A 20,823-nucleotide genomic window follows, 5' to 3' on the forward strand; every position below is an offset into this window, starting at 1 on the left:
CGATGACCGCCCGGACGAATCGTGCACCGGCAGAGGGGAGTTCGAGGACGCGCCCTACCCCTGCTCGGTCGGCCGCCCGGTGTCGCGCGGCCGGCGGTTCGGGGCGCCGGAGGTGGGCTGGCCGGGGGTGGCGGATCCGCTCGCACCGAAGGTCCCGGTCGACCTGGGGTCGCGCTTGGGCAACGGGTCCGGGATGTCGATCATCTTCAGTGTCTCCTTGGGCGTGCCGCGGAGTGCCTGGTTCATGGCGTCCTGCCAGATCGGGCCGGGGCCGGTGGCGCCGAACACCTCGTCGACGTGCTTCCCGTTGATGGAGATGTCCCGCATCTCGACGCCGCCGGCCGGACCGCCGAGCCAGACCGCGGTGGCGAGCTGCGGGGTGTAGCCGTCGAACCAGGCGGCCTTCTTCTTGTCCGAGGTGCCGGTCTTGCCGGCGATCTGCCGCCGCCCCTCCAGGTTGAGGGCCGCGCCGGTGCCGGTCTCGGTCACCCCGTTCAGGATGGTGGTGACGGCGTCGGCGGTGTTCTCGGACATCACCCGGTCGCACTTGCCGGCCGGCACGGGGACGTCCTTGCCGTCCACGGTGGTGATCTTGCTGAGCGCGAGCGGGGTGCAGTACGTGCCCCGGGCGGCGAAGGTCGCGTAGACGTTCGCCATGGTCAGCGGGCTCACCTCCTCGACGCCGAGGCCCATCGCCGGGACCTCCTCCAGCGGCTTGCCGCTGGCCTTGGCCGCGATGCCGAGCTTGTTGGCCATCTGCTTGACCGCGCAGAGGCCGATCTCCTGCTCCATCTGCACGAAGTAGGTGTTGACGGAGAGGGCCATGGCCTTCTTCAGCTCGTACGGGCCGTCCTCGTTCGCCGACTCGTTGGGGACGGTGCGCTCCTTGCCCTTGGCCAGGTTCTTCCAGGTGCCGTCACAGGTCTTCATCGACGGGTACTCGATCCGGTTCGGCGCCGGGTACTCCTTGGTCGGCGGCAGGCCCGCCTCCAGCGCCGCCGCCGCCACGATCGGTTTGAAGGTGGAGCCGGGCTGGAAGCCGTTGCCGCCGCCCATCGCCGCGTCGACGTTGAAGTTGACGACCGTCTCGTTCTTGTTCGGGTCCAGCCCGTAGGGGCGGGTCTGCGCCATCGCGAGGATCTTGCCGGTGCCAGGCTCCATCATCGTCACGGCGGCCGAGACCGAGTCGCTGACCCGGACGTTGGTGCTCGCCGCGTTCTGGGCGGCGGCCTGCTTGTCCGGGTCGAGGGTGGTGTAGATGTTCAGGCCGCCCTGGTCCCAGAGCTTCTTCCGGTCGGCGGCGGTCTTGCCGAAGATCGGGTCCTGCTTGACCACGTGCCGGACGTAGTCGCAGAAGAAGCCCATGCCCGCGTTGGCGGTGATGCAGCCGTTGCGCGGGGCCCTGTAGACCAGCCCGAGCGGGGCGGCCTTGGCGTCCTTGGCCTCCTGCGCGGTGATGTGCTTGTTCTCCAGCAGCTTGTCGATCACCACGTCCCGGCGGTTCTGCGCGGCCTTCGGGTGCAGCTTCGGGTCGTACTGCGACGGGTTCTGCACCAGCCCGGCCAGCAGGGCGGCCTCCGGAACGGTCAGGTCCTTGTTGCTCTTGCTGAAGTAGCGCTGCGAGGCGGCCTCCACGCCGTAGGCGCCGTTCCCGTAGTACGTGATGTTGAGGTAGTTGGTGAGGATCTGGTCCTTGGTCAGCTCCTCCTCCAGCTTGATCGCGTACTTCAGCTCCTGGATCTTGCGGCCCAGGGTCTTGCGCTGGGCCTCCAGGACGGCTGCCACGTCGTCGCCGGCCTTCTCGACGTTGACGTTCTTCACGTACTGCTGGGTGAGGGTGGAGGCACCCTGGGAGGCGGTGCCGCTCTCGGCGTTCTTGCTGGCCGCGCGCAGGACGCCCTTGAGGTCGACGGCGCCGTGCTCGTAGAAGCGGGCGTCCTCGATGTCCACCTGGGCCTTGCGCATGACCGGCGCCATCTGTTCGGCGGTCAGCACCGTCCGGTCGCGTTCGTAGACCTTGGCTATCAGGCCGCCCTTGGCGTCGTAGATCATTGATGCCTGGGACAGCAGCGGGGTCTTGAAGTCGTCCGGGATGTTGTCGAAACTGTCGGCCGTGGTCTTGGCCGTCAGCCCGAGCGCACCGACGGCCGGCAGGGCCATGCCGGCCAGCAGGACGCCGGACAGCACACTGACCCCGATGAACGTCGCTCCGTACCCGACCAGTTGGAGGGGGGTCCGAGGCCGGCGCCGCGGTACGGGGGGCCATGCGGACTCGGAAGCGGAGGAGCGCGTCGGTGCCATGGCAGAAGAATATGGCTCGGCATACCGGGTATAGGGACAGGTGTTCGCACACGGCTGTCACAACTGTGTGACAACTTCACCACGTCAACCTTCCGTCGTCCCGGGGCCGGTGAGCACCTTCGGCGGACTGGTCCGCTCCGCCCGCCGCCCGTCCGTGGCCCCGGCCGCCCTGCGCGCCGTGGCGTCGGGCATGGTGAAGGCGAACAGCGCCGCCGCGACGGCGATCACGGCGAGCACCAGGTAGCTCGTCCGGTAGGCGGCCAGCGGCGGGTGCAGGTGGTCGGCGCCGGTGGAGCCGAGCACGAGGACGGCCGTGACCACCGCCGGGGCGAGCGCGGCACCGGTCTGGCGCACCACGGTGTTGAGGGTGGCGGCGTAGGCGACGTCCGCGCGCGAGATGGTGGTGAACGAGGCGATGGTGGTGGGCATGAAGAACGCGCCCATGGCCAGTCCGAGCAGGAACATGTAGCCGCGCAGGGTCCACAGGCCGGTGTGGGAGTCCGCCGTGGCGAAGAGCAGCAGCACGCCGGTGACCCCGAGCAGTCCGGTGCCGATGATGACGCGCGGGCCGACCCTGGCGTAGAGCACGCCGACCACCTGCATCGTCAGCAGGACGCCGAAGGCCTCGGTGAAGGTGGTGCTGCCGCTGTCCAGGGCGCTGCCGCCGAGGGCGTCCTGGACGAACAGCGGGCCGAGGAACATCGCCCCCATGATCGGGATGAACCCGAGCAGGCTGATCAGGTTGGTGTCGCGGAACAGCCGGTCGCGGAAGAGGCGCAGCCGGACGACCGGTTCGGGTACGCGGAGTTCGGTCCGGACGGCCAGCACCAGCAGCACCGCACCGGCGGCCAGCGAGCCGAGCACCGGCGGGCGGCTCCAGCCCTCGCCGGGGCCGGCGCAGAGCCCGTACATCAGGGCGGCGGTGGCGCCGGCGGTGAGCAGGAGTCCGCGCAGGTCGAGCGGGCCGGGCGGGTGGTCGCGGTGCTCGGCGAGAAAGATCAGCCCGAAGAGCAGGGCGAGGACGCCGATCGGCGCGTTCACGTAGAAGACCCACCGCCAGGACAGGCTGGTGACGAGCACCCCGCCGAGCAGCGGGGCGACCGCGGGGGCGATCTGCTGGGGGATGATCAGCAGGCGGGACAGCCGGACCTGTTCGGCGTTGCTGAAGGTGCGGAACAGCAGGGCCTGCGAGGTGGGGGTGAGCAGCCCCGCCGCGAGGCCCTGCAGGGCCCGGGCGCCGATGAGGGACGGGAGGTTCGGGGCCGCGCCGCACAGCACGGAGGCGGCGGTGAAGACGGCGAGCGAGAGCAGCAGCATCCGCCGGCCGCCGAAGCGCTCCAGCAGCCAGGCGGAGGAGGGGATCATGATGCCGAGGCAGACCGGGTACACGATGACGACGGCGTCGAGTGCCGCGGCCCCGAGCTGGAACTGCCGGGCAATACTGGGTAGGGCGACGGTGGTGATCGCACCGTCGACGATGCAGATGAAGGTGATGGACACCGTCATGAAGGGCACGACGAAGCGCTGACCGAGGCGAGTGCTCATAAGTACTGAGCATACTCACTATGATGGTGCTCATGAAGACGAGGGACGGGGAGAATCGCGCAGTGGCGGACCGGCAGGACTTTGGGAGCAGCGACGTCCTGGTGGACGAACTCTTCGACACCACCCACAGGTTGCGCATTTTCGTGGACGGCCGGCTGCGTGAGAACGGCGCCTCGGTGGCGCGGCTGCGGGCCATGCGGGTGCTCGCCCGCTCCGGCGAACCGCTGCGCATGCGAGATCTGAGCGACCTGCTGGGCAACGCCCCGCGCACCACCACCACCATCGTGGACAGCCTGGAGCGCGACGGCCTGGTGGAGCGGGTGCGCCACCCGGAGGACCGGCGCTCCTACCTGCTCACCCTCACCGAGGTCGGGGCCCGCTGCTACGTCGAGGCCGAGGAGCTGGACGGCGCCGCCCTGGCCGCCGCCACCGGCACCCTGAACCCCGCCGAACGCGAGCAGCTGCGCGCACTGCTCGGCCGGATCCGCGAGGCGGTGGCGGAGGGCGGGGAGTGACCGGGCAGGGTGACTCTCGCCGGGCGTGGGAGCCCGGCCGGTCCAGCGGCCTCCGGTAGCGTGACGGCGCCCGCACCGACGCCGGCGGGCGGCTCCGGCCACCGGCTCGGGCCGACGACCGAGGGGAACACGATGGACAAGGTGATGCGGGCCGTGGTGCTGGACGCACCGGGGCCGGTGGAGCGGCTGCGGCTGGTCCGGCTGCCCGTCCCGGAGCCGGAGCCCGGGTGGGTGCGGATCAAGGTGGAGGCGTTCGGGCTGAACCGCTCCGAGCTGCACACCCGGCTCGGCCTGGCCCAGGGCGTGACCTTCCCCCGGGTGCCCGGCATCGAGGCGACCGGCACGGTGGACCTCGACCCGGACGGCGTGCTCCGGCCCGGGCAGCCGGTGGCGACGATGATGGGCGGCATGGGCCGTACCTTCGACGGCGGCTACGCCGAGTACACCGTCGTGCCGCGCGCGCAGGTGATCCCCTTCGACTCCGGACTGCCCTGGGAGATCCTGGGCGCCGTCCCGGAAACCCTGCAGACGGCGTACGGCTCACTGACCGTCGGGCTGGACCTCCGGGCCGGCCAGTCCCTGCTGATCCGCGGCGGTACCTCCGCGCTCGGGCTGGTGGCGGCGACCCTGGCCAAGGACCTCGGCGCCACCGTTCTCGCCACCACCCGCAACGCCGGGCGCACCGGGGCCCTCGCCGACCACGGCGTCGACCACCCGCTCGTGGACGACGGGGAGGTCGCCCGCCAGGTACGCGCGATCCTCCCGGAGGGCGTGGACGCGGCCCTGGAGCTGGTCGGCACCCCGACCCTGCCCGACACCCTGGCGGCGACCCGCGTGCACGGCACGGTCTGCTTCACCGGCATGCTCTCCAACCAGTGGACCGTGCCGGACTTCTACCCGATCGCCTACCTGCCCCGGGGCGTCCGCCTGGCCGCCTACGGCGGCGAGGCCGCCGACCTGCCGGCCCAGGTGCTCCAGCGGTACCTGGACCGGATCGCCGCCGGTGAGATCACCCCGGGCCCGAGCCACGTCTACCCGCTCGACGAGATCAGGGCGGCCCACACCGACCTGGAGCACGGCCACCGGCTCGGAAAGCTCGTCGTCCGCACCGGCTGACCGCGGGCCGCCCCGTCCGACGGCCGGTCAGCAGCTGCAGTGCCACTCGTGGTCCGCCGGTACGACGGAGGTCTCGCCGCCCCGGTCCGCGCCCTGGGTGGTGAGCGGGGGGTGCACCCGCGCCCCCCGCTTGAACGTCTCGGCCACCGTGATGTCCTTGATCTCGTCCGGGTGGACGGTGAGCGGGTTCGCGCTGAGGACCACCAGGTCGGCGAGCTTGCCGACCTCCAGGCTGCCCTTGCTGTCCTGCTCGAAGTACTGGTGGGCCGCGTTGACGGTGATGGACCTGACCGCGTCCAGGGCCGACACGCACTGGTCGGGACCCAGCACGACGCCGTCGGTGCGGGTGCGGCGGGTGACCTGGCTGGCCAGGATGGCGATCGAGTTGGGCAGCGCCACCGGGGCGTCGTGGTGCGAGGTGTAGACCATGTTCCGGTCGACCGCCCACTTGGCCGGCGAGATCCGGGCGGCCCGCTCCGGCCCCAGCACGGTCTTGCGGTACCAGTCGCCCCAGTAGTAGGTGTGCATGGAGAAGAACGACGGGATGATGCCGAGGCGGCCGAAGTCGTCGATCTGCTCCTCGCGGGCGGTCTGCGCGTGGATCGCCACCGTCCGCCGGTCCCGGGGCGCGGTCTTCCCGGTGGCGCCTTCGACGGCGTCGATGAACTGGTCGATCGCCGCGTCGCCGTTGACGTGCGCCAGGATCTGCCAGTCCTTGGCGAACGCCTTCTGCACCTGGTCGAGGACCACCTTGTCGTCCGCGACGGTCGGGTACCCGCGGTACCCCTCGGGCTTGCCCGCCGGCCGGGTCGTGTACGGCTCGGTCAGCCAGGCCGTCCGGCCCTGCGGGGAGCCGTCCAGGTACATCTTCACGCCGGCCGCCCGGACTCCCCCCTCGTACTCCTGGCTCGCGCCGACCACGTCCGCGGGCAGCGCCGCCAGCGCCCTGTCGGCCCGGACGTACGCGACGACGTCGATCTTGAACGGGGCGACCGCGGCGGCGTCCCGGAGCGCCTTGAGGTTCGCCGGCGTGGTGCCGCCCTCCTGGACGGTGGTGAAGCCGAAGCTCGCCGCCGACGCCACGCCCTTGCTGAACAGGGCGAGCAGCGCCTCGGCCGGCAGGCCCGCCGTCGCGGCGTCGGAGGCCGGGTTGAACGCGGTCTCCTCCAGCACCCCGTCGGGTTCGCCGTACGGAGGGGCCTCGACGCCCTCCTTGCGGCGGATCACACCTCCCTCGGGATCCTCCCGCTCCGCGTCGTAGCCCAGCGCCGCCAGCCCGGCGCTGTTCACCGCCCCCAGGTGGAAGGACTGGTGGACGGCCAGCACCGGCCGGGTGCCGGACACCTCGTCCAGCTCCTCGCGGGTGGGGTGGCGCCCCTCGGCGAGCATGGCGTCGTCGTAGCCGAAGCCGACGATCCACCCGGAGGCCGCGCCCACCGCCGTCCCCGCCCAGGCCCGCAGCTTCTCCTGGAGGGACGGGATGTCGGTGACGTCGCCGTCCGGAGCGGCCAGCAGGTTGGCGATGGTGGCCTGCAGGCCGATACCGCCGAGGTGGCCGTGGGCGTCGATGAACCCGGGGAGCAGCGCCCGCCCCCGGAGGTCACGCAGCTGCGTCCGCGCGCCCTGCCAGCGGTCGAGCGCCGCCCGGTGCCCGCCGACGAAGACGATGACGCCGTCCTTGACCGCCACGGCCTCCGGCAGGACCGCCGGCACCGGGCCGGCGGCGACCGTCACGATCTCGCCCCCGTGGAAGATCACATCGGCCTCCGGGTACGGGAGCGTGCCGTCCGCGGTCGTCGTCGCCACCGGCTGATCAGTCATACGATCGTTCTCCTCGCGCTGCATACGTCAGGTGACGCAGCAGCTACCCAGGGTTTCGTCGGTTCGAACTCGAACGGATTCGGACGGCGGCGCCGGCCGTCCCGGTTTCACCAGCGCGGCCGCCTCCTCCGGTAGGAGGGGTCGAAGCTCCGCATGTACCCGGTGTCGTCGCGCTCCCGGATGCCGCAGCGCAGGTAGTTCTCGTGCAGCCGGGCCAACGCGTCGCGGTCCAGCCGCACACCGAGGCCCGGTGCGTCCGGGACGCGGACGGATCCGCCGACCAGGGGGAGCGGCTCCGTCACGACGTCCACGCCGTACTGCCACGGAGTGTGGGTGTCGGCGGCGTAGGTCAGTTCGGGCAGCGAGGCGCCGAGGTGCGTCATGGCGGCGAGGCTGATCCCGAGGTGGCTGTTGGAGTGCATGGAGACGCCGACGCCCCAGGTGCGGCAGATCGCGGCGAGTTCGGCGCTGCGCCGCAGGCCGCCCCAGTAGTGGTGGTCGGCGAGGACGACGCCGACGGCGCGGGAGCCGAAGCCCTCGGGAATGTCGTCCGGGCCGACCACGCACATGTTGGTGGCGAGCGGCATCGGTGCGTCGCGGGCGACCTGCGCCATGCCGGGAATGCCGGGTGTCGGGTCCTCCAGGTACTCCAGCAGGCCCTCGGTCTCGGCCGCCACCCACTGTGAAGTCTCCACCGTCCAGGCCGCGTTGGGGTCGAGCCGGAGCGGATGGTCGGGGAAGGCGGCGTGCAGGGCGCGGATCGCGGCGACCTCATCCGCCGGCGGCCGCACGCCGCCCTTCAGCTTGAGCGAGCGGAACCCGTACCGGTCGGTCAGCTGCTTCGCCTGGGCGACCAGGCCCTCCGGGCCGAGTGCCTCCCCGTACGGCTCCTGGTCGTCCGCCGCCCCGCCGGGGTGCGCGGCCCACTTGTAGAACAGGTACGCGGCGTAGGGCACTTCGTCGCGGACCCTGCCGCCGAGCAGGTCCACCACCGGGCGCCCGGTGAGCTGCCCCTGCAGGTCCAGGCAGGCGACCTCGAACGGACTGAGCACCCGCAGGGTGGTCTTCTGCGGGCTGGAGCCGCCGGTCAGGCCGTGCCGGTCCGGGGCGTCGGCGGCGCCCAAGGTGGTGCTCACCCGGCGCAGCAGGCCGTTGGTGTCGAACGGGTCGAGCCCGGTGAGGGCCGGGGCGACCGCCCGCAGCAGCGCCAGGTGCGGCGCGTCGCCGTAGGTCTCGCCGAGGCCGACCAGGCCGTCCCCGCAGTCCAGCTCGACGACCGCCCGCAGGGCCCACGGCTGGTGCACCCCCGCCGAGTTGAGCAGCGGCGGGTCGGGGAAGGCGACCGGGGTCACCACCACCTCGCGGATCCGCATCAGGCCTCCAGGGTGGCGAGCGCGGCCCGGCCGCGGGCCAGGATCGCGGCGAGCCGGGTGACATCCTGCGTGGAGGCGTCGACCAGCGGCGGCCGGACGGATCCCACCTTCAGCCCGGACAGCCGGGCGCCCGCCTTGACGAGCGCGACGGCGTAGCCGGGCACCGTGTCGCGCAGGGCGACGAAGGGCAGGTAGAACTCCGCCAGCAGCAGCCGGATCGAGGCCCCGTCCCCGGCGAGCACCGCGCGGTGGAAGGCGGTGGCGATGTCGGGGGCGAAGCAGAGCACGGCCGAGGAGTAGCTGTCGACGCCGATCGCCCGGTACGCCTGCACCGACAGCTCGGCGGTGGGGAGGCCGTTGAGGAACCCGAAGCCGGCCGCGCGCGGGTGGCCGCTGGTACGGACGGCGGTGATCAGCCGCAGCATCGAATCCACGTCCCCGCGGCCGTCCTTGACCCCGGTGACGGTCGGGATGTCGAGCAGTGCCACCACGGCTGCCTCGTCCAGGACGGCGTTGGCGCGCTGGTACACGGTGACCGGCAGGCGGGTCGCCGCCGCGACGTAGCGCACGTGGGCGACCAAGCCGGCGGGCGGTGCGGCGACCAGGTAGGGCGGGAGCAGCAGCAGGCCGTCGGCCCCGCAGTCGGCCGCCGCCAGGGCGAACTCCCGTGCGAGGCGCGGCCCGCCGCCCGCTCCGGCGACGACCGGCAGGCGCCCGCCTGCGACCCGGACGGCGCAGCTCACCACGTCGCGGTACTCGCTGCGGGAGAGCGCGGTGAACTCGCCGGTACCGCAGGCCACGAAGAGGCCGGCGGGGCCGGCGGCGATCTGCTGTTCGAGGTGTTCGGCGAAGACCGCCAGATCCACCGTGTCGTCCTCGGTGAAGGGTGTCAGCGGAAAGGACAGCAGGCCTTGGAGGTGCATGGATGGTCCCCTTGGTTGAGTCCGGTCGGTCGAGCGGGTGGGGCGGCAGGCTCAGCCCTTGACGGCGCCGGAGGTGAGGCCGCGCATGAACTGCCGCTGCATGGCGACGAACGCCAGCACGCTGGGCAGCAGGGCGAGCAGCGCCGAGGCCAACAGGACGCCGATGCCGACCTGTTCGTCGGCGCGCAGGGTGCGCAGTGCGAGCGGGAGGGTGAACTGCCGGGCGTCGGTGGCGACGAGCAGCGGGAGCAGGTACTGGTCCCAGATCATCGTGAAGCCGAAGATGCCGATGACGCCGAGGGCCGGCCGGCAGAGCGGCAGCACCACCGACCAGAAGACCCGCAGGTCGCCCGCGCCGTCGAGGCGGGCGGCCTCCTCCAGCTCGACGGGTATCTCCTTCATGAACTCGGCGGTGACCAGGATCGAGAACGCCCAGGCCCCGACCGGGAGCATCATGCCGAACAGGCTGCCGATCAGGTGGAGGTCCGACAGCACCAGCGAGAGCGGGATGGCCAGCACCTCCTCCGGCAGCATCATCGTGCTGAGGATCAGCAGGAGGACCAGCTGCATCCCGGGGAACCGCTTGCGGGCCAGCGCGTACGCGGCGGAGATGCTCACCGCGATCTGGAGCAGCAGCCCGCCGCCGACCACCAGGAAGGAGTTCGCCAGGTAGCGCAGCACGTCCCGGTCGAAGGCGGCCCGGAAGTTGGCCAGCGTGGGGTGGGAGGGCCACAGGGTGAGCGCGGTCGGGTCGGTGACCCGGCTGAACGAGCTGGCCAGCAGGGCCAGCAGCGGGCCGGCGAAGACCAGGACCAGCAGGCCGTACAGCACGGCCCTCGCCAGCACCGGCACGGGCCCGCGCCGCGAGCCCAGGCCCAGCGCGGTGTCCGTCGAGGAGGGCCTGCCGGCCTGGCGGCGGCTGCTCATCGGAGCCCCTTTCCGGCGCGGGCGCGCCCGGCCCGCAGTGCGAGGGTGAGGACGGCGGTGGCGCCCAGCAGCACCATCGAGCCGGCCGAGGCGATGCCCAACTCGTTGCGCTCCAGGCCGAGTTTGTAGATCAGTGTCATCAGTACCTCGGTGGAGCCGTTCGGGCCGCCGTTGGTGAGCAGGAAGATCTCGGTGAACACCCGCAGCCCGCGGATGGCGGCCAGGGTGAACAGGATCGTGAAGGCCGGACGCAGGGCCGGCAGCGTGACGTGCCAGAGGCGGCGGAGCGTGCTCGCGCCGTCGACGGCCGCCGCCTCGTACAGCGTGCGGTCGACCCCGGCCAACCCGGCCAGGAAGATCATCATGTCGTACGGCGCACCGCGCCAGACGCCCACCGCCATCACCGACCACAGCGAGCTGTGCTCACCGTTGAGGAACTGCGACGGCCCGGCTCCGAGCCAGCCCAGGACGGTGTTCACGGTACCGTCCGCCGCCGGGAAGTAGAGGATGCGCCACACCTCCGCCACCACCGCCATCGCGGTGACGGTGGGCAGGAACACCGCCGTCCGGATGATCCACAGGTGCCTGGAGCTGCCCTCCAGTACCAGGGCGAGCAGCAGGCCCAGCAGCAGCGAGCCGCCGGTCTGGCCCACCGCCAGCAGCACGGTGTGCCAGAGCGCCGCCAGGAACGCGTCGTCCGTGAGGACCTGCCGGTAGTTGTCCGCGCCCACCCAGCGGTCGCCCAGGTAGGGGCGTACCTCGTGCAGGCTCATCGCGACCGCCCGCCCCATCGGCAGGAACTTGAACAGCGAGAAGAGCAGCAGCGCCGGGGCGAGGAAGAGCCAGGGGGTGAGCCCGCCGGTGAGCCGCCGGCGCCACGGCCGCCCGGCCGGGCCCGGCACCGGAGGCGGCGCCGCCGCACGGTCGGGCCGCCGGGCAGGGCCGACGGCGGTGGCCGGCCCGGGGGAGCCCGCCATCAGGAGCCCGCTCCCTGCTTCTTCAACTCGGCGGAGAACGTCGATGCCAGCTTCGCCAGTACGGCCCTGGGATCGGAGCCGCAGTCGGCCACCATCGCGTTGAGCGCGTCGGCCGACGCCTGGCGGAACGGCGTCCACTCCGGCACCGCCGGCACGTACCGGCCGCCCTCCCGGTACGCCTGGTCGAAGACCTGCCAGCGCGGGTCGGAGCGGACGGCCGCCAGGTCGACGTTCCGGTTGACGGGCAGCCGCACGACGTTGCCGTCGGTGTCACCGGCCATCCCCGTCCGCTGCCCCTGCGGGCTGATCAGGTACTCGGCGTACTTCTGCTGGCCGGCCGGGTTCTTCGAGCCCGCCATCAGGTAGACGTTCTCGCCCTCGGCCAGCGACACGCTCCGCCCGCCCGGCCCCGCCGGGAGGGCCAGCACCTCGTACTTCTCCTTGCCGAGGCTCTTGTCGAAGCGCGCCATGTTGTACGGGCCGGTGAAGTAGATGCCGCCCTTGCCCGTCTCGAACAGCGGGTGCGCCTGGGTGGTCTCCGCCGTGACGGCGCCGGGGACGACGCTCCTGGCCGAGCAGAACTGGTCCTTCAGCCACTGCGCGCCGGTGACCGAGGCCTCGCCGGCGATCGCCGGCCGCAGGCTCCCCGGGCTGCCGCTGAAGTAGTCGCCGCCGGCCGACCACAGGAAGCTGGAGAAGTACCAGTCCAGGTAGCCGCGCTTGGTGGCGCCGGGGACGACGTAGCCGTAGGTGTCGGCCTTGCCGTTGCCGTCCGGGTCACCGGTGGTGAAAGCGGTTGCCAGGGCGTCGAGTTCGGCCCAGTTCGTGGGCCTGGCGAGACCGAGCCGCTCGCGCCAGTCCTTGCGGACGAACAGGCCGAAGGTCTGCGCCGAGAACGGCACGCCGTAGTACGACCCGTCGGCCGCCCGGGCCGCGTCCCAGGCGGCCGGCACCAGCTGGTCGCCGCCGGCCAGGCTCGCGCGGTCGACACTGCGGACCAGGCCCTGCTTGACCAGGGTGCCGAGTTGGGCGGTGTCGTTGACGATGAGGTCGGGCAGCTTCCGCTGCGCCGCGGCCTGCTGCAGCTTGGTCTCGAAGTCGTCGAAGAGGGCGGTGACATGGGCCGGGATACCGGTTGCCGCGGTGAAGGCGGCCGCCAGCTCCAGGTGGGTCTTCTCGGTGTTGGAGCCGGGGGGCTTGCGCACCCAGATCTCCAGCGGCGCCTTGTCGTCGGCGGTGGCCGCGCCGCCGTCGGAGCCGCAGGCGGCCACGGTGGTGAGGACGACGGTGGCGGCCAGTGCGACGGCGACGGCGCGGGCGCTCCTGCGCAGCATGGATCGGTCCTGTCTGTATGGGTGTGATGTGGGTATGTGGACGTCATCCACGGATCTGGTGGCCCTTCAAGGGGCGGTCGGCGGCCACTACCATGACCGTCAACGCCCGTGGAACATCTACTCGGATGGTGGAAGATGCCCCCTGCTCAGTCGGATGCCGCGACGGTGAAGTCGGCGGAGCGCGCCGTCCGCATCCTTGAGGCCCTGGCCGCCTCCCCGGAGAAACTCACCCTCTCCGAGCTGCACGAGGAGCTGGGTTATCCCAGAAGCAGCCTGCACGCGCTGGTCCGCACGCTGCGCGAGCTCAAGTGGGTCGAGGCCGACGACAGCGGCTCCTCCTTCGGCGTCGGGCCGCACGCCCTGCTGTCCGGGACGGCCTACCTCGACCGCGACCCGGCCCTGCCCTACGCGCACGAGGCCCTGGAGGACCTGCGCGCCGCGATCGGCTACACCGTCCACTTCGCCCGCCGGGACGACGCGTACGTGCTCTACCTGGCCAGCCGCGAGTCACGCGACGCCGTCCGGGTCGTCTCCCGGGTCGGCCGCCGCCTGCCCGCCCATCTGACCGCGCTGGGACAGGCGTTGCTCGCCGAACTCACCACCACCGAGGTGGACGCGGTACTCCCCGGCGAGTTGGAGTCCCGTACCGCGCACACCGTCACCGACCGGGCCGACCTGCACGAGGAGCTGACCCGGACCAGGGACCGTGGCTGGGCACTCGAACGCGAGCAGGGCACGGAGGGCGTCGCCTGCGTATCGGCCGCCGTGCACTACCGGATCCCCGCCACCGACGCCCTCAGCTGCTCGATGCCGGTGGCGGCCGCGACGGAGGAGGAGATCGAGCGGGTGGCGGCGGCGGTGGTGGTGCACTCCGCCGCCCTCGCCAGCACCCTGCGCCGGCACGGCATCAGATGAGGTCCTGCTGAACTCCGGCGGGGTGCCCGTCCGTCGGGCACCCCGCCGGAGCGGTCACGGGGTGACCGGGACGTTGGTCAGGCCCGACACCGCGTTCCGCACGGTGTTGGAGGCGTACACGACGTTCGGGTGCGCCGCGCAGCTCGACGGCGAGGTCACCTTGACCGCATAGGCCCCGACTCCGCCCAGGTCCGAGGAGTTGCCGCGCCACACGTTGCCGCAGCCGTTCTGGAACGACGGGGTGGTGGCCGGGTTGTGCGTCTCGTACCCGTTCGCGAACGTGCCCGGCGCCGCGAAGGTGCCGGTGTTGTTCTCGATCAGGTAGTCGATGCCCTTGACGTCGACCCAGGAGTCGGCGGAGTTCTGGCCGGAGATCCCGCGCCCGTCGAAGGTGTTGCCCCGGATGATCCCGCCGGTGGTGCCCTCCTTGACGTCGATGGGCTCCGCCGCGATGTACGGCCCGATCCGGTTGTTCTCGACCAGGACGCGGTCCGAGCGGTCGACCCCGGCGGAGTTGCCGTGGCACCCCCAGTTGGAGTTCGCGGATCCGAGGTACACGCCCTCGCCGTAGCCGGGCTGCACCAGACCGGTGTACTCGACAACGGAGTTGCGGATCACCCCGTCGGCGGAGGAGCGCCGGAAGTGCACGCCCTCCTCCTCGGTGTGGTGGACGTACAGCCCGTCGATCACGACGTGCGGCGAACCGTCCAGCACCACGCCCTTCTTGGAGTCCCGCACGGTGAACCCGGTCAGGTTCCAGTACGGTGCGCCGGACAGCCACAGGCCGTAGCCGGAGTCCCACCCGGCCGTCGGCACCGGGCAGTCGGGCGGGTCGCCCGCCGGGCCGTCGTTGACCAGGACGGCGGTCCGCGGCCCGGTCAGAGTGATCGGCCGGCTCGCGGTGCCCGCCCGCTGGGTCGCGAACGCCCCGTGGTACTCGCCGGGGGCCAGCCGGATCGTCTGCCCGGCCTCGGCCCCGGCCAGTGCGGCGGTCAGTTGGGCGGAGTTCGCGACGTCCACGAGCGGGCCGGGCGTGCCGGTCGGTGTGGCGGTGGGGGTCGCGGTCGGTGTTGCGGTCGGTGTCGCCGTGGGAGTGACAGTGGGACTGGGACTGGGACTGGGACTGGGACTGGGACTGGGACTGGGACTGGGACTGGGACTCTGGGACGGGCTCGGGGTGGCGGAGCCGTTGCAGGGGGCGCCGTTGACGGTGCAGTTGTACGGCAGGCCCAGGCCTGCGGCGTTGAAGCCGAAGCTGGTCTGCCCCGAGGGTGCGACGGCACCGTTGTAGGTCGCGTTGGTGAACGTGACGTGGTTACCGGCCGTGGTCCGGGTCGACGACCAGCTGGTGGAGACCGTGGTGCCGGCCGGCAGGTCGAACTCCACCGTCCAGCCGGTCGAGGCCGCGTCGCCGCTGTTGCTGAGGTTCACGTTGGCGCCGTAGCCGGTGCTCCACATCGACTGCTGCACGATCTGCGCGATGAGGCGCGGGCCCGCCGCGTGGGCCGGCAGGGCCGGTGCGATCGCCGCGGCGGCCGCCAGTGCGGTCGCGGCCAGGGCGCCGATGATCGGTCTGCGCATGATGCTCCTGAGGTCTGGGATGTGTGGGGGGCGGGCGCCCGGGTCAGCGGACGGTGAGGTCGGCCGGCAGGCCGGGGCCGGAGGCGTTGAAGCCGAAGCTCTGCTCCTGGCCGGACGCGATCGCGCCGTTGTAGCTCACGTTCGTGAAGGTGAAGTGCTGCCCGCTCTGCGTCCGGGAGGACGACCAGCTGCTGGAGACCGCGGTGCCGGCCGGCAGGTCGAACTGCACGTTCCAAGCCGTCGACGGGGCGGCGCAGTTGTTCTTGACGAAGACGTTCATGCCGTACCCGCTGCTCCACACCGAGCTCTGGACGGTGCGAACGGTCAGGCAGGCGGTCGGCGACGCGGTGGCGGACGGGGAACTCGACGGCGACGGAGAAGGGGAGGGCGAGGCGGAGGGCGAGGGCGAGGCGGACGGGGAGGACGACGGCGAGGGGGACGCCGTGGCGGAGTTCGACGGCGACGGCGAAGCGGTGCCGCCGCCACCGGTGACGGACCGCAGGAACAGCGATGCCGCGCTGTCCGTCCGGGTCGCGTCCACGCCGTGGCCGCCCGTGTAGTCGAGCTGTTCGCGACCGGCCCAGTCGCTGATCGGGGTGCCGGCGGCGTCCAGGTGGTGCCAGGCGGTGCCCGTCCAGCCGAACTGGTAGATGCGCTGGTGGTCGGCGTAGTAAGGGGTGTAGCTGCCACCGGCGTTGAGCTGCTTGGTCATGCTGTTGCCGAAGAAGACGTTGCGCGGCCCGCTGGAGCCGGACCACTTCACCGCCTTCTTGCCGGCGGCCCACCAGATCGGGAACCAGGTCGAGGCGTCCGGTGCGCCGCCGCCCTCCTCGCCGCAGTTGGAGCGGCAGTTGGCGGAGCGGTGCTCGTACGGCACGGCCACCGTGTTCAGCTCGATCAGGTTGTTGCGTTCCCAGCCGCCGTGCAGGTTGATGTCGGAGTCGAAGTCGTTGCCGATCACGACGTTGCCGGAGGCCGACCACTGGAAGGTGAAGTGCCGCAGGTTCCGCGAGGTGTTGCCGGCATAGAGCGAGTCCCAGACCCGGGAGCCGCGGAAGTAGCCGTTGCCGCCCTTGCCCTTGTTCCAGGCGCCGTCCAGCTGGTTGTTGACGATCTGCAGGTGGTAGGCCTCCTCGGTGACGATCGGGTGGGAGCCGGTCATCTCCGTCCGGATTCCCCTGACCCAGGAGTCCGCCGCCCACTTGAAGACGATGCCGTGCATCTCGTCGGCGGGTGACATGTTGCCGTAGTTGTGCACGGCGTCGGCGGCGTTGAGGCCGGGGATCTCCTGGGTGAGCGCGAAGTCCTCGAAGCCGACGCCCACCACCGGGTCGACGATCGGGGCGGCCTTGGAGTCGTAGACGGCGCCGTCGATCGGTGCGGAGCCGTCCGAGACCGAGGTGACCGGGACGTCGTACTCCAGCGGCTTGTCCAGCGTCAGCGTCCGGTTGGCGGTGTCGACGGCCGTGACGGTGAAGATCTGCTGGCGCATGTGGATGTTCTGCAGGGTGCCGTCGGCGGGCTGGATGTCCTGCTGGGCATAGAACTTGAGCGAGTTGGCGGCGCGGATGTTCACCAGGCCGCCGACCTTGAGGTTGGTCAGGGCACCGCTGCTCGCCAGCGGTACCACGGTGTCTCCGGTGCGGGCGGCGAAGCCGGTGTCGCCGGTCTTCTCGCGCAGCTTCACCCCGGCCTTCCAGTGCACGTTGACGGTGCCCTCGAAGAGGTCCTTCCGGTTGGCGGGTGCCGCCGCATAGTCGGCGGCGTAACTCGGGTCCACCCCGCGCGACTGGACCCGGAACAGCCCGCGCCCGGGCCAGATCCAGCCGCCCTTCCCGGCGCCCGAGGTCATCCCGTCCTCGTCCCAGTCCGAGCCGTCGGGGGTGAGCGCGTCGTAGCGGGTGTTCGCGTCGGGCCGGAAGACGAACCGGGTGCCGCCGGCGCCGCTTCCCGCACCGCGCAGGATGAGGTAGTCGGCGTCCACGCCGATCTGGCGCGAGATGTTCAGGGTGCCGGCGGGCAGGGTGATCAGCGAGAGCCGGTCGTAGCCGGCCGTGGGGGAGCAGGCGGTGCGGACGCGGTCGATCGCGGACTGCAGGCCGGCCGAGTCGTCCACGCCGTCGTCGGGTCTGACCGCGTACTGGGAGGCCAGGACCGCAGGGGTGAGCCGGCAGGCGGAGTCGGGGGTGGTCCGGGATGCGCCGGGCAGGTCGGCGCCGCCGCGGTAGCCGGCCTTGGACCAGTCGTAGAGCCCGGTCACCGGCGCGCGGCGGTTGGCCGTGGACAGGTCCAGAGCGGTGAGTGCGGCGCCGGTCTGTGCGGCGGCGGCCGCCGGGGTGGCGCTGTGGGCGCCGACGGCGATGACGCCTGATGTGACCAGGACGGCGGTGGTACTCGCGAGTGCCACCAGTGATCGTGCGGACAACGTACCTCCAGAGCGGGAGGGGGCAGCCGGAGCGGAGGGGCGGCCCGGGAAGGGGGGACCGGCGGCTCCTGAATTGGCATCAGGGTCGCGGCAGTTGGGCCGGGGAGTCGATCCTCATGGTGCTGATGATGTGACGACTGGTCAAGACCAATCCGCGTATCAGTACCAGATCCAGATATGTGGACGCCGACAGCCCGGCGGCGGCCGTGCCGAAGGCCCGGCCGTCGCGGTGACGTGCCGGGCTGCGAGTGCGGTCTGTCCTGCGGAGCCGCCGCGCCCTGATGTCGTCAGGCCGCCCTCCCGAGGGGTCGATCGGCGACATCCTCGCGAGGCGGCTCAAGTTAAAGAGCGTTACTTGATGCGTCAAGGTCTGCGGTGAAGCCGGAGTGTCCGTCCGGCGATGGATTCGGGGTGGGTCGACTGGCGTGGCGACTAGGTCAGGAAACTTTCCTAACCAAAAGTATTGACCATGCCCCCGCGGGCCCCGATTCTGTACGGTACCCAGCCTCCCCGCCCCTGGGAGCGACCCTGCCGACCCCTCCGAGCAGGGGATCGGGTCCACGAGCATCCGGCCCGAGGCCGCCCCGCGTCCTCGCCAAGACCGTTGTCCAGCACAAGGGATGAGGATTCCCGATGAGAAATCTGCACAGAATCAGCTGCACACTGCTCGCTGCGGCCGGCCTGGTGGTGGGAGTGGTCGCGGCACCCGCGTCCGCCGCCGCCACCCGCTACGAGGCCGAGAGCGCGGGCCTCTCACTCGGGGTGGTGGAGGCCAACCACACCGGTTTCTCCGGTACCGGCTTCGTCAACGGTGACAACGCGGTCGGCAGTTACGTCGAGTTCACGGTGAACGCGGCGGCCGCCGGCAGCGCGACCGTCGGGATCCGGTACGCCAACGGCACCACCGTGAACCGGCCTGCCGACGTCGCGGTCAACGGCGCCGTGGTCTCCGCGGCGCGGTCCTTCGCCGGCACCGGCAACTGGGACACCTGGGCCACGTCCACGCTCACCGTGCAGCTCGCCGCGGGTGCCAACCGGATCCGGCTGACCTCCACCACGGCGAACGGCCTGGCCAACATCGACTTCCTGGACGCCGACCTCGGCACCACCACGACCCCGGGCGGCCCGGCCGTCCCCTTCGGCAGTCACCAGTTCGCTTACGCGGCAGGGACGTTGAAGCCGACGGGAGCGCAGTCCACGCTCGACCAGAAGGTGATCAGCACCTACAACGCGTGGAAGGCCGCCTTCGTCAAGCAGAACTGCGGCAACGGCTGGTACGAGGTGATCTCCCCGGACGCCGACCACCCGTACGTCGCCGAGGCGCAGGGCTACGGCATGGTGATCACCGCGACCATGGCGGGCGCCGATCCGAACGCCAGGACCGTCTTCGACGGCATGGTGAAGTACATGCTCGCCCACAAGTCGGTGAACAACGCCAACCTCCTCGCCGCCGAGCAGGACACCTCCTGCAAGAGCGTCAACGGCTCCGACTCGGCGACCGACGGCGACCTCGACGTCGCCTACGGCCTGCTCCTCGCTGACAAGCAGTGGGGCAGCACCGGCAGTTACAACTACAAGGACCTGGCCGTCAAGCACATCAACGCGATCAAGGCCAGCGAGGTCAACTCCACCACCCACCTGATGCTGCTCGGCGACTGGTCGAGCTCCGGTGACGCGCAGTACAACATCACCCGTTCCTCGGACTTCCTGCTCGACCACTTCCGCGCCTTCAAGTCCGCCACCGGGGACGCCGCCTGGGACACCATCCGGACGGCGCACCAGAACCTGATCACGCAGCAGCAGAGCACCTACGCGGCGAGCACCGGCCTGCTGGCGGACTTCATCGTCAACACCAACACCACCCCGAAGCCCGCCCCCGGCGAGGTGCTGGAGAGCGCCAACGACGGGGACTACGGCTGGAACGCCTGCCGCGACCCGTGGCGGATCGGTGCCGACGCCGTGACCAGCGGGGACGCCGCCTCGCTCGCCTCCGCCCGCAGGATCAACTCCTGGATCAAGACGAAGACCGGCGGCAACCCCGACAGCATCGTCACCGGCTACCACCTCAACGGCACGGCCTTCGACAGCGGCAGCGACATGGCCTTCACGGCGCCCTTCGTCGTGACCGCGATGACCGATCCCGGTTCGCAGGCCTGGCTCGACGCGCTCTGGACCAAGCTCGCCGCGACGCCGATCAGCCCCTCGCTCTACTACGGCGGCAGCGTCCAGCTGCAGTCGATGATCGTCGCCTCCGGCAACTACTGGGTCCCGTAGTGGAACGCCGGGGCCACGCCGGCGGCATGCCGAGGATGCTCGGGCCCACCGGCGCCGCGGGCGTGGCCCCGGCCGCATGCGGGTCGAACGCCGGCGCGGTGCCGGCGCCGGCTTTCGCGACAGGAGGGCCCGGGCCGCGAACGGCGGGAGGGCCGCCGTCGCCCCTTCCGCAGGGGCGGCGGGGCGGCGACGGCCGGCAGGGAGGGCTACTCGTGGAACTCGAAGCGCCAAGCCTGCTCGTAGCTCTCCGGCTCCAGCGGCCGCAACGCCGTCATCGGGGGGAAGATCCTCAGCAGGCTGAGGTCCACCGCCAGTTCGAGGCCGTCGACCGGCCCGCCGGGGACCACCACATGGAAGGTGTGCGGCTCGGCAGACTGCCGGAGCTGCCACTCGGTGGCCTGGGAGGAGCCGCGGAGCATCTTGTTGATCTCGGGGACGCCGTCGAAGCTGAGGTACGTCTCGTGCCGCAGGTTCTTGATGGTGACGTTGCCGTTGGAGAGGCCCTCGACGTGCCACTCCTGCTCGCCGGGCTGCCCGGTCGGCGGCAGGACGACCGCAGGGGCCTTCGCGTCGTGGAGCGTCAGGTGCTGCTCGTTGCGCCGGGTGATTGCGTAGGGGCCGTTGGGGATCGGTGCCATGACAGTTCTCTCCTGGGGAGGGGAAGTCGTCGGTGTGCCGCTCCGACCGGAGCGCACACGGACGATCCTTGCCGTGGAACCGCACTGTGGGCGAGGAACTCGCCCGACGGTCGCCCGATCGGGTGAGGCGGCCCGACGGCGGCGGCGGGGTTGTCCAC

Annotated in this window: 15 protein-coding genes; 4 read left to right on the forward strand and 11 right to left on the reverse strand. The window is 71.5% G+C overall.

The genetic code is table 11. The annotated features are described in order from the left end of the window. Positions 1-54 precede the first annotated feature (54 nt). Positions 55-2,301 carry a transglycosylase domain-containing protein gene (locus ACFUK0_RS23425; protein ID WP_380253251.1) on the reverse strand — a complete coding sequence of 749 codons (2,247 nt, stop codon included), beginning with the start codon at positions 2,299-2,301 and terminating at the stop codon, positions 55-57. Positions 2,302-2,385: 84 nt separating this feature from the next. Continuing rightward, positions 2,386-3,846: a DHA2 family efflux MFS transporter permease subunit gene (locus ACFUK0_RS23430; protein WP_380253253.1), complete on the reverse strand. Its 1,461-nt coding sequence runs from the start codon at positions 3,844-3,846 to the stop codon at positions 2,386-2,388. Between the two features lie 32 nt (positions 3,847-3,878). Here ACFUK0_RS23430 and ACFUK0_RS23435 point away from each other — a divergent pair, with 32 nt between their 5' ends. Both ACFUK0_RS23435 and ACFUK0_RS23440 read left to right on the forward strand, forming a co-directional pair. Further along, positions 3,879-4,361 carry a MarR family winged helix-turn-helix transcriptional regulator gene (locus tag ACFUK0_RS23435; protein WP_380253255.1) on the forward strand — a complete coding sequence of 161 codons (483 nt, stop codon included), beginning with the start codon at positions 3,879-3,881 and terminating at the stop codon, positions 4,359-4,361. A 132-nt stretch (positions 4,362-4,493) separates the two neighbouring features. Further along, positions 4,494-5,477 carry a zinc-binding alcohol dehydrogenase family protein gene (locus tag ACFUK0_RS23440; protein ID WP_380253257.1) on the forward strand — a complete coding sequence of 328 codons (984 nt, stop codon included), beginning with the start codon at positions 4,494-4,496 and terminating at the stop codon, positions 5,475-5,477. Between the two features lie 27 nt (positions 5,478-5,504). Here ACFUK0_RS23440 and ACFUK0_RS23445 read toward each other — a convergent pair whose 3' ends face one another. The 6 genes from ACFUK0_RS23445 to ACFUK0_RS23470 all read right to left on the reverse strand — a co-directional run bounded on the left by ACFUK0_RS23445 (position 5,505) and on the right by ACFUK0_RS23470 (position 12,832). Next, positions 5,505-7,298, reverse strand: a complete 1,794-nt coding sequence (locus ACFUK0_RS23445) for an amidohydrolase (RefSeq protein WP_380253259.1) — start codon at positions 7,296-7,298, stop codon at positions 5,505-5,507. A 107-nt stretch (positions 7,299-7,405) separates the two neighbouring features. Next, positions 7,406-8,671, reverse strand: a complete 1,266-nt coding sequence (locus ACFUK0_RS23450) for a glucarate dehydratase family protein (protein WP_380253261.1) — start codon at positions 8,669-8,671, stop codon at positions 7,406-7,408. Then, positions 8,671-9,594, reverse strand: coding sequence for a 5-dehydro-4-deoxyglucarate dehydratase (locus tag ACFUK0_RS23455; RefSeq protein WP_380253263.1), 924 nt, complete (start codon positions 9,592-9,594; stop codon positions 8,671-8,673). The genes ACFUK0_RS23450 and ACFUK0_RS23455 overlap by 1 nt, the downstream gene beginning before the upstream one ends. Before the next feature lie 51 nt (positions 9,595-9,645). Beyond that, positions 9,646-10,521 (reverse strand): carbohydrate ABC transporter permease, encoded by an 876-nt coding sequence (locus ACFUK0_RS23460; RefSeq protein WP_380253265.1) that lies wholly within the window; start codon positions 10,519-10,521, stop codon positions 9,646-9,648. Further along, a complete protein-coding gene (locus ACFUK0_RS23465) occupies positions 10,518-11,498 on the reverse strand; it encodes a carbohydrate ABC transporter permease (RefSeq protein ID WP_380253267.1) in 981 nt (326 codons plus the stop codon). Before ACFUK0_RS23465 ends, ACFUK0_RS23460 begins: the two co-directional genes overlap by 4 nt. Continuing rightward, on the reverse strand, positions 11,498-12,832 hold the full coding sequence (locus ACFUK0_RS23470; protein ID WP_380253269.1) for an extracellular solute-binding protein: 1,335 nt from the start codon (positions 12,830-12,832) through the stop codon (positions 11,498-11,500). Before ACFUK0_RS23470 ends, ACFUK0_RS23465 begins: the two co-directional genes overlap by 1 nt. 135 nt (positions 12,833-12,967) lie before the next feature. Here ACFUK0_RS23470 and ACFUK0_RS23475 point away from each other — a divergent pair, with 135 nt between their 5' ends. Then, positions 12,968-13,747 carry an IclR family transcriptional regulator gene (locus tag ACFUK0_RS23475; protein WP_380253271.1) on the forward strand — a complete coding sequence of 260 codons (780 nt, stop codon included), beginning with the start codon at positions 12,968-12,970 and terminating at the stop codon, positions 13,745-13,747. A 54-nt stretch (positions 13,748-13,801) separates the two neighbouring features. Here ACFUK0_RS23475 and ACFUK0_RS23480 read toward each other — a convergent pair whose 3' ends face one another. After that, on the reverse strand, positions 13,802-15,328 hold the full coding sequence (locus tag ACFUK0_RS23480; protein ID WP_380253273.1) for a cellulose binding domain-containing protein: 1,527 nt from the start codon (positions 15,326-15,328) through the stop codon (positions 13,802-13,804). A 43-nt stretch (positions 15,329-15,371) separates the two neighbouring features. After that, positions 15,372-17,735, reverse strand: a complete 2,364-nt coding sequence (locus tag ACFUK0_RS23485) for a cellulose binding domain-containing protein (RefSeq protein WP_380253275.1) — start codon at positions 17,733-17,735, stop codon at positions 15,372-15,374. A gap of 651 nt (positions 17,736-18,386) precedes the next feature. On the opposite strand from ACFUK0_RS23485, the gene ACFUK0_RS23490 reads away from it, so the two are divergent. Further along, positions 18,387-20,027: a glycosyl hydrolase family 8 gene (locus ACFUK0_RS23490; RefSeq protein WP_380253277.1), complete on the forward strand. Its 1,641-nt coding sequence runs from the start codon at positions 18,387-18,389 to the stop codon at positions 20,025-20,027. A gap of 206 nt (positions 20,028-20,233) precedes the next feature. On the opposite strand, the gene ACFUK0_RS23495 is transcribed toward ACFUK0_RS23490, so the two are convergent. Next, positions 20,234-20,665: a hypothetical protein gene (locus ACFUK0_RS23495; RefSeq protein WP_380253279.1), complete on the reverse strand. Its 432-nt coding sequence runs from the start codon at positions 20,663-20,665 to the stop codon at positions 20,234-20,236. Between the last annotated feature and the right edge of the window lie 158 nt (positions 20,666-20,823).

Source organism: Kitasatospora sp. NPDC057223 (genome assembly GCF_042669755.1).
Classification (GTDB): domain Bacteria; phylum Actinomycetota; class Actinomycetes; order Streptomycetales; family Streptomycetaceae; genus Kitasatospora.

What these genes read in the sequence shown, in the direction of transcription:
- ACFUK0_RS23425 (WP_380253251.1), bottom strand. Translation starts at nt 2,301, where the DNA reads ATGGCACCGACGCGCTCCTCCGCTTCCGAGTCCGCATGGCCCCCCGTA.
- ACFUK0_RS23430 (WP_380253253.1), bottom strand. Translation starts at nt 3,846, where the DNA reads ATGAGCACTCGCCTCGGTCAGCGCTTCGTCGTGCCCTTCATGACGGTG.
- ACFUK0_RS23435 (WP_380253255.1), top strand. Translation starts at nt 3,879, where the DNA reads ATGAAGACGAGGGACGGGGAGAATCGCGCAGTGGCGGACCGGCAGGAC.
- ACFUK0_RS23440 (WP_380253257.1), top strand. Translation starts at nt 4,494, where the DNA reads ATGGACAAGGTGATGCGGGCCGTGGTGCTGGACGCACCGGGGCCGGTG.
- ACFUK0_RS23445 (WP_380253259.1), bottom strand. Translation starts at nt 7,298, where the DNA reads ATGACTGATCAGCCGGTGGCGACGACGACCGCGGACGGCACGCTCCCG.
- ACFUK0_RS23450 (WP_380253261.1), bottom strand. Translation starts at nt 8,671, where the DNA reads ATGCGGATCCGCGAGGTGGTGGTGACCCCGGTCGCCTTCCCCGACCCG.
- ACFUK0_RS23455 (WP_380253263.1), bottom strand. Translation starts at nt 9,594, where the DNA reads ATGCACCTCCAAGGCCTGCTGTCCTTTCCGCTGACACCCTTCACCGAG.
- ACFUK0_RS23460 (WP_380253265.1), bottom strand. Translation starts at nt 10,521, where the DNA reads ATGAGCAGCCGCCGCCAGGCCGGCAGGCCCTCCTCGACGGACACCGCG.
- ACFUK0_RS23465 (WP_380253267.1), bottom strand. Translation starts at nt 11,498, where the DNA reads ATGGCGGGCTCCCCCGGGCCGGCCACCGCCGTCGGCCCTGCCCGGCGG.
- ACFUK0_RS23470 (WP_380253269.1), bottom strand. Translation starts at nt 12,832, where the DNA reads ATGCTGCGCAGGAGCGCCCGCGCCGTCGCCGTCGCACTGGCCGCCACC.
- ACFUK0_RS23475 (WP_380253271.1), top strand. Translation starts at nt 12,968, where the DNA reads ATGCCCCCTGCTCAGTCGGATGCCGCGACGGTGAAGTCGGCGGAGCGC.
- ACFUK0_RS23480 (WP_380253273.1), bottom strand. Translation starts at nt 15,328, where the DNA reads ATGCGCAGACCGATCATCGGCGCCCTGGCCGCGACCGCACTGGCGGCC.
- ACFUK0_RS23490 (WP_380253277.1), top strand. Translation starts at nt 18,387, where the DNA reads ATGAGAAATCTGCACAGAATCAGCTGCACACTGCTCGCTGCGGCCGGC.
- ACFUK0_RS23495 (WP_380253279.1), bottom strand. Translation starts at nt 20,665, where the DNA reads ATGGCACCGATCCCCAACGGCCCCTACGCAATCACCCGGCGCAACGAG.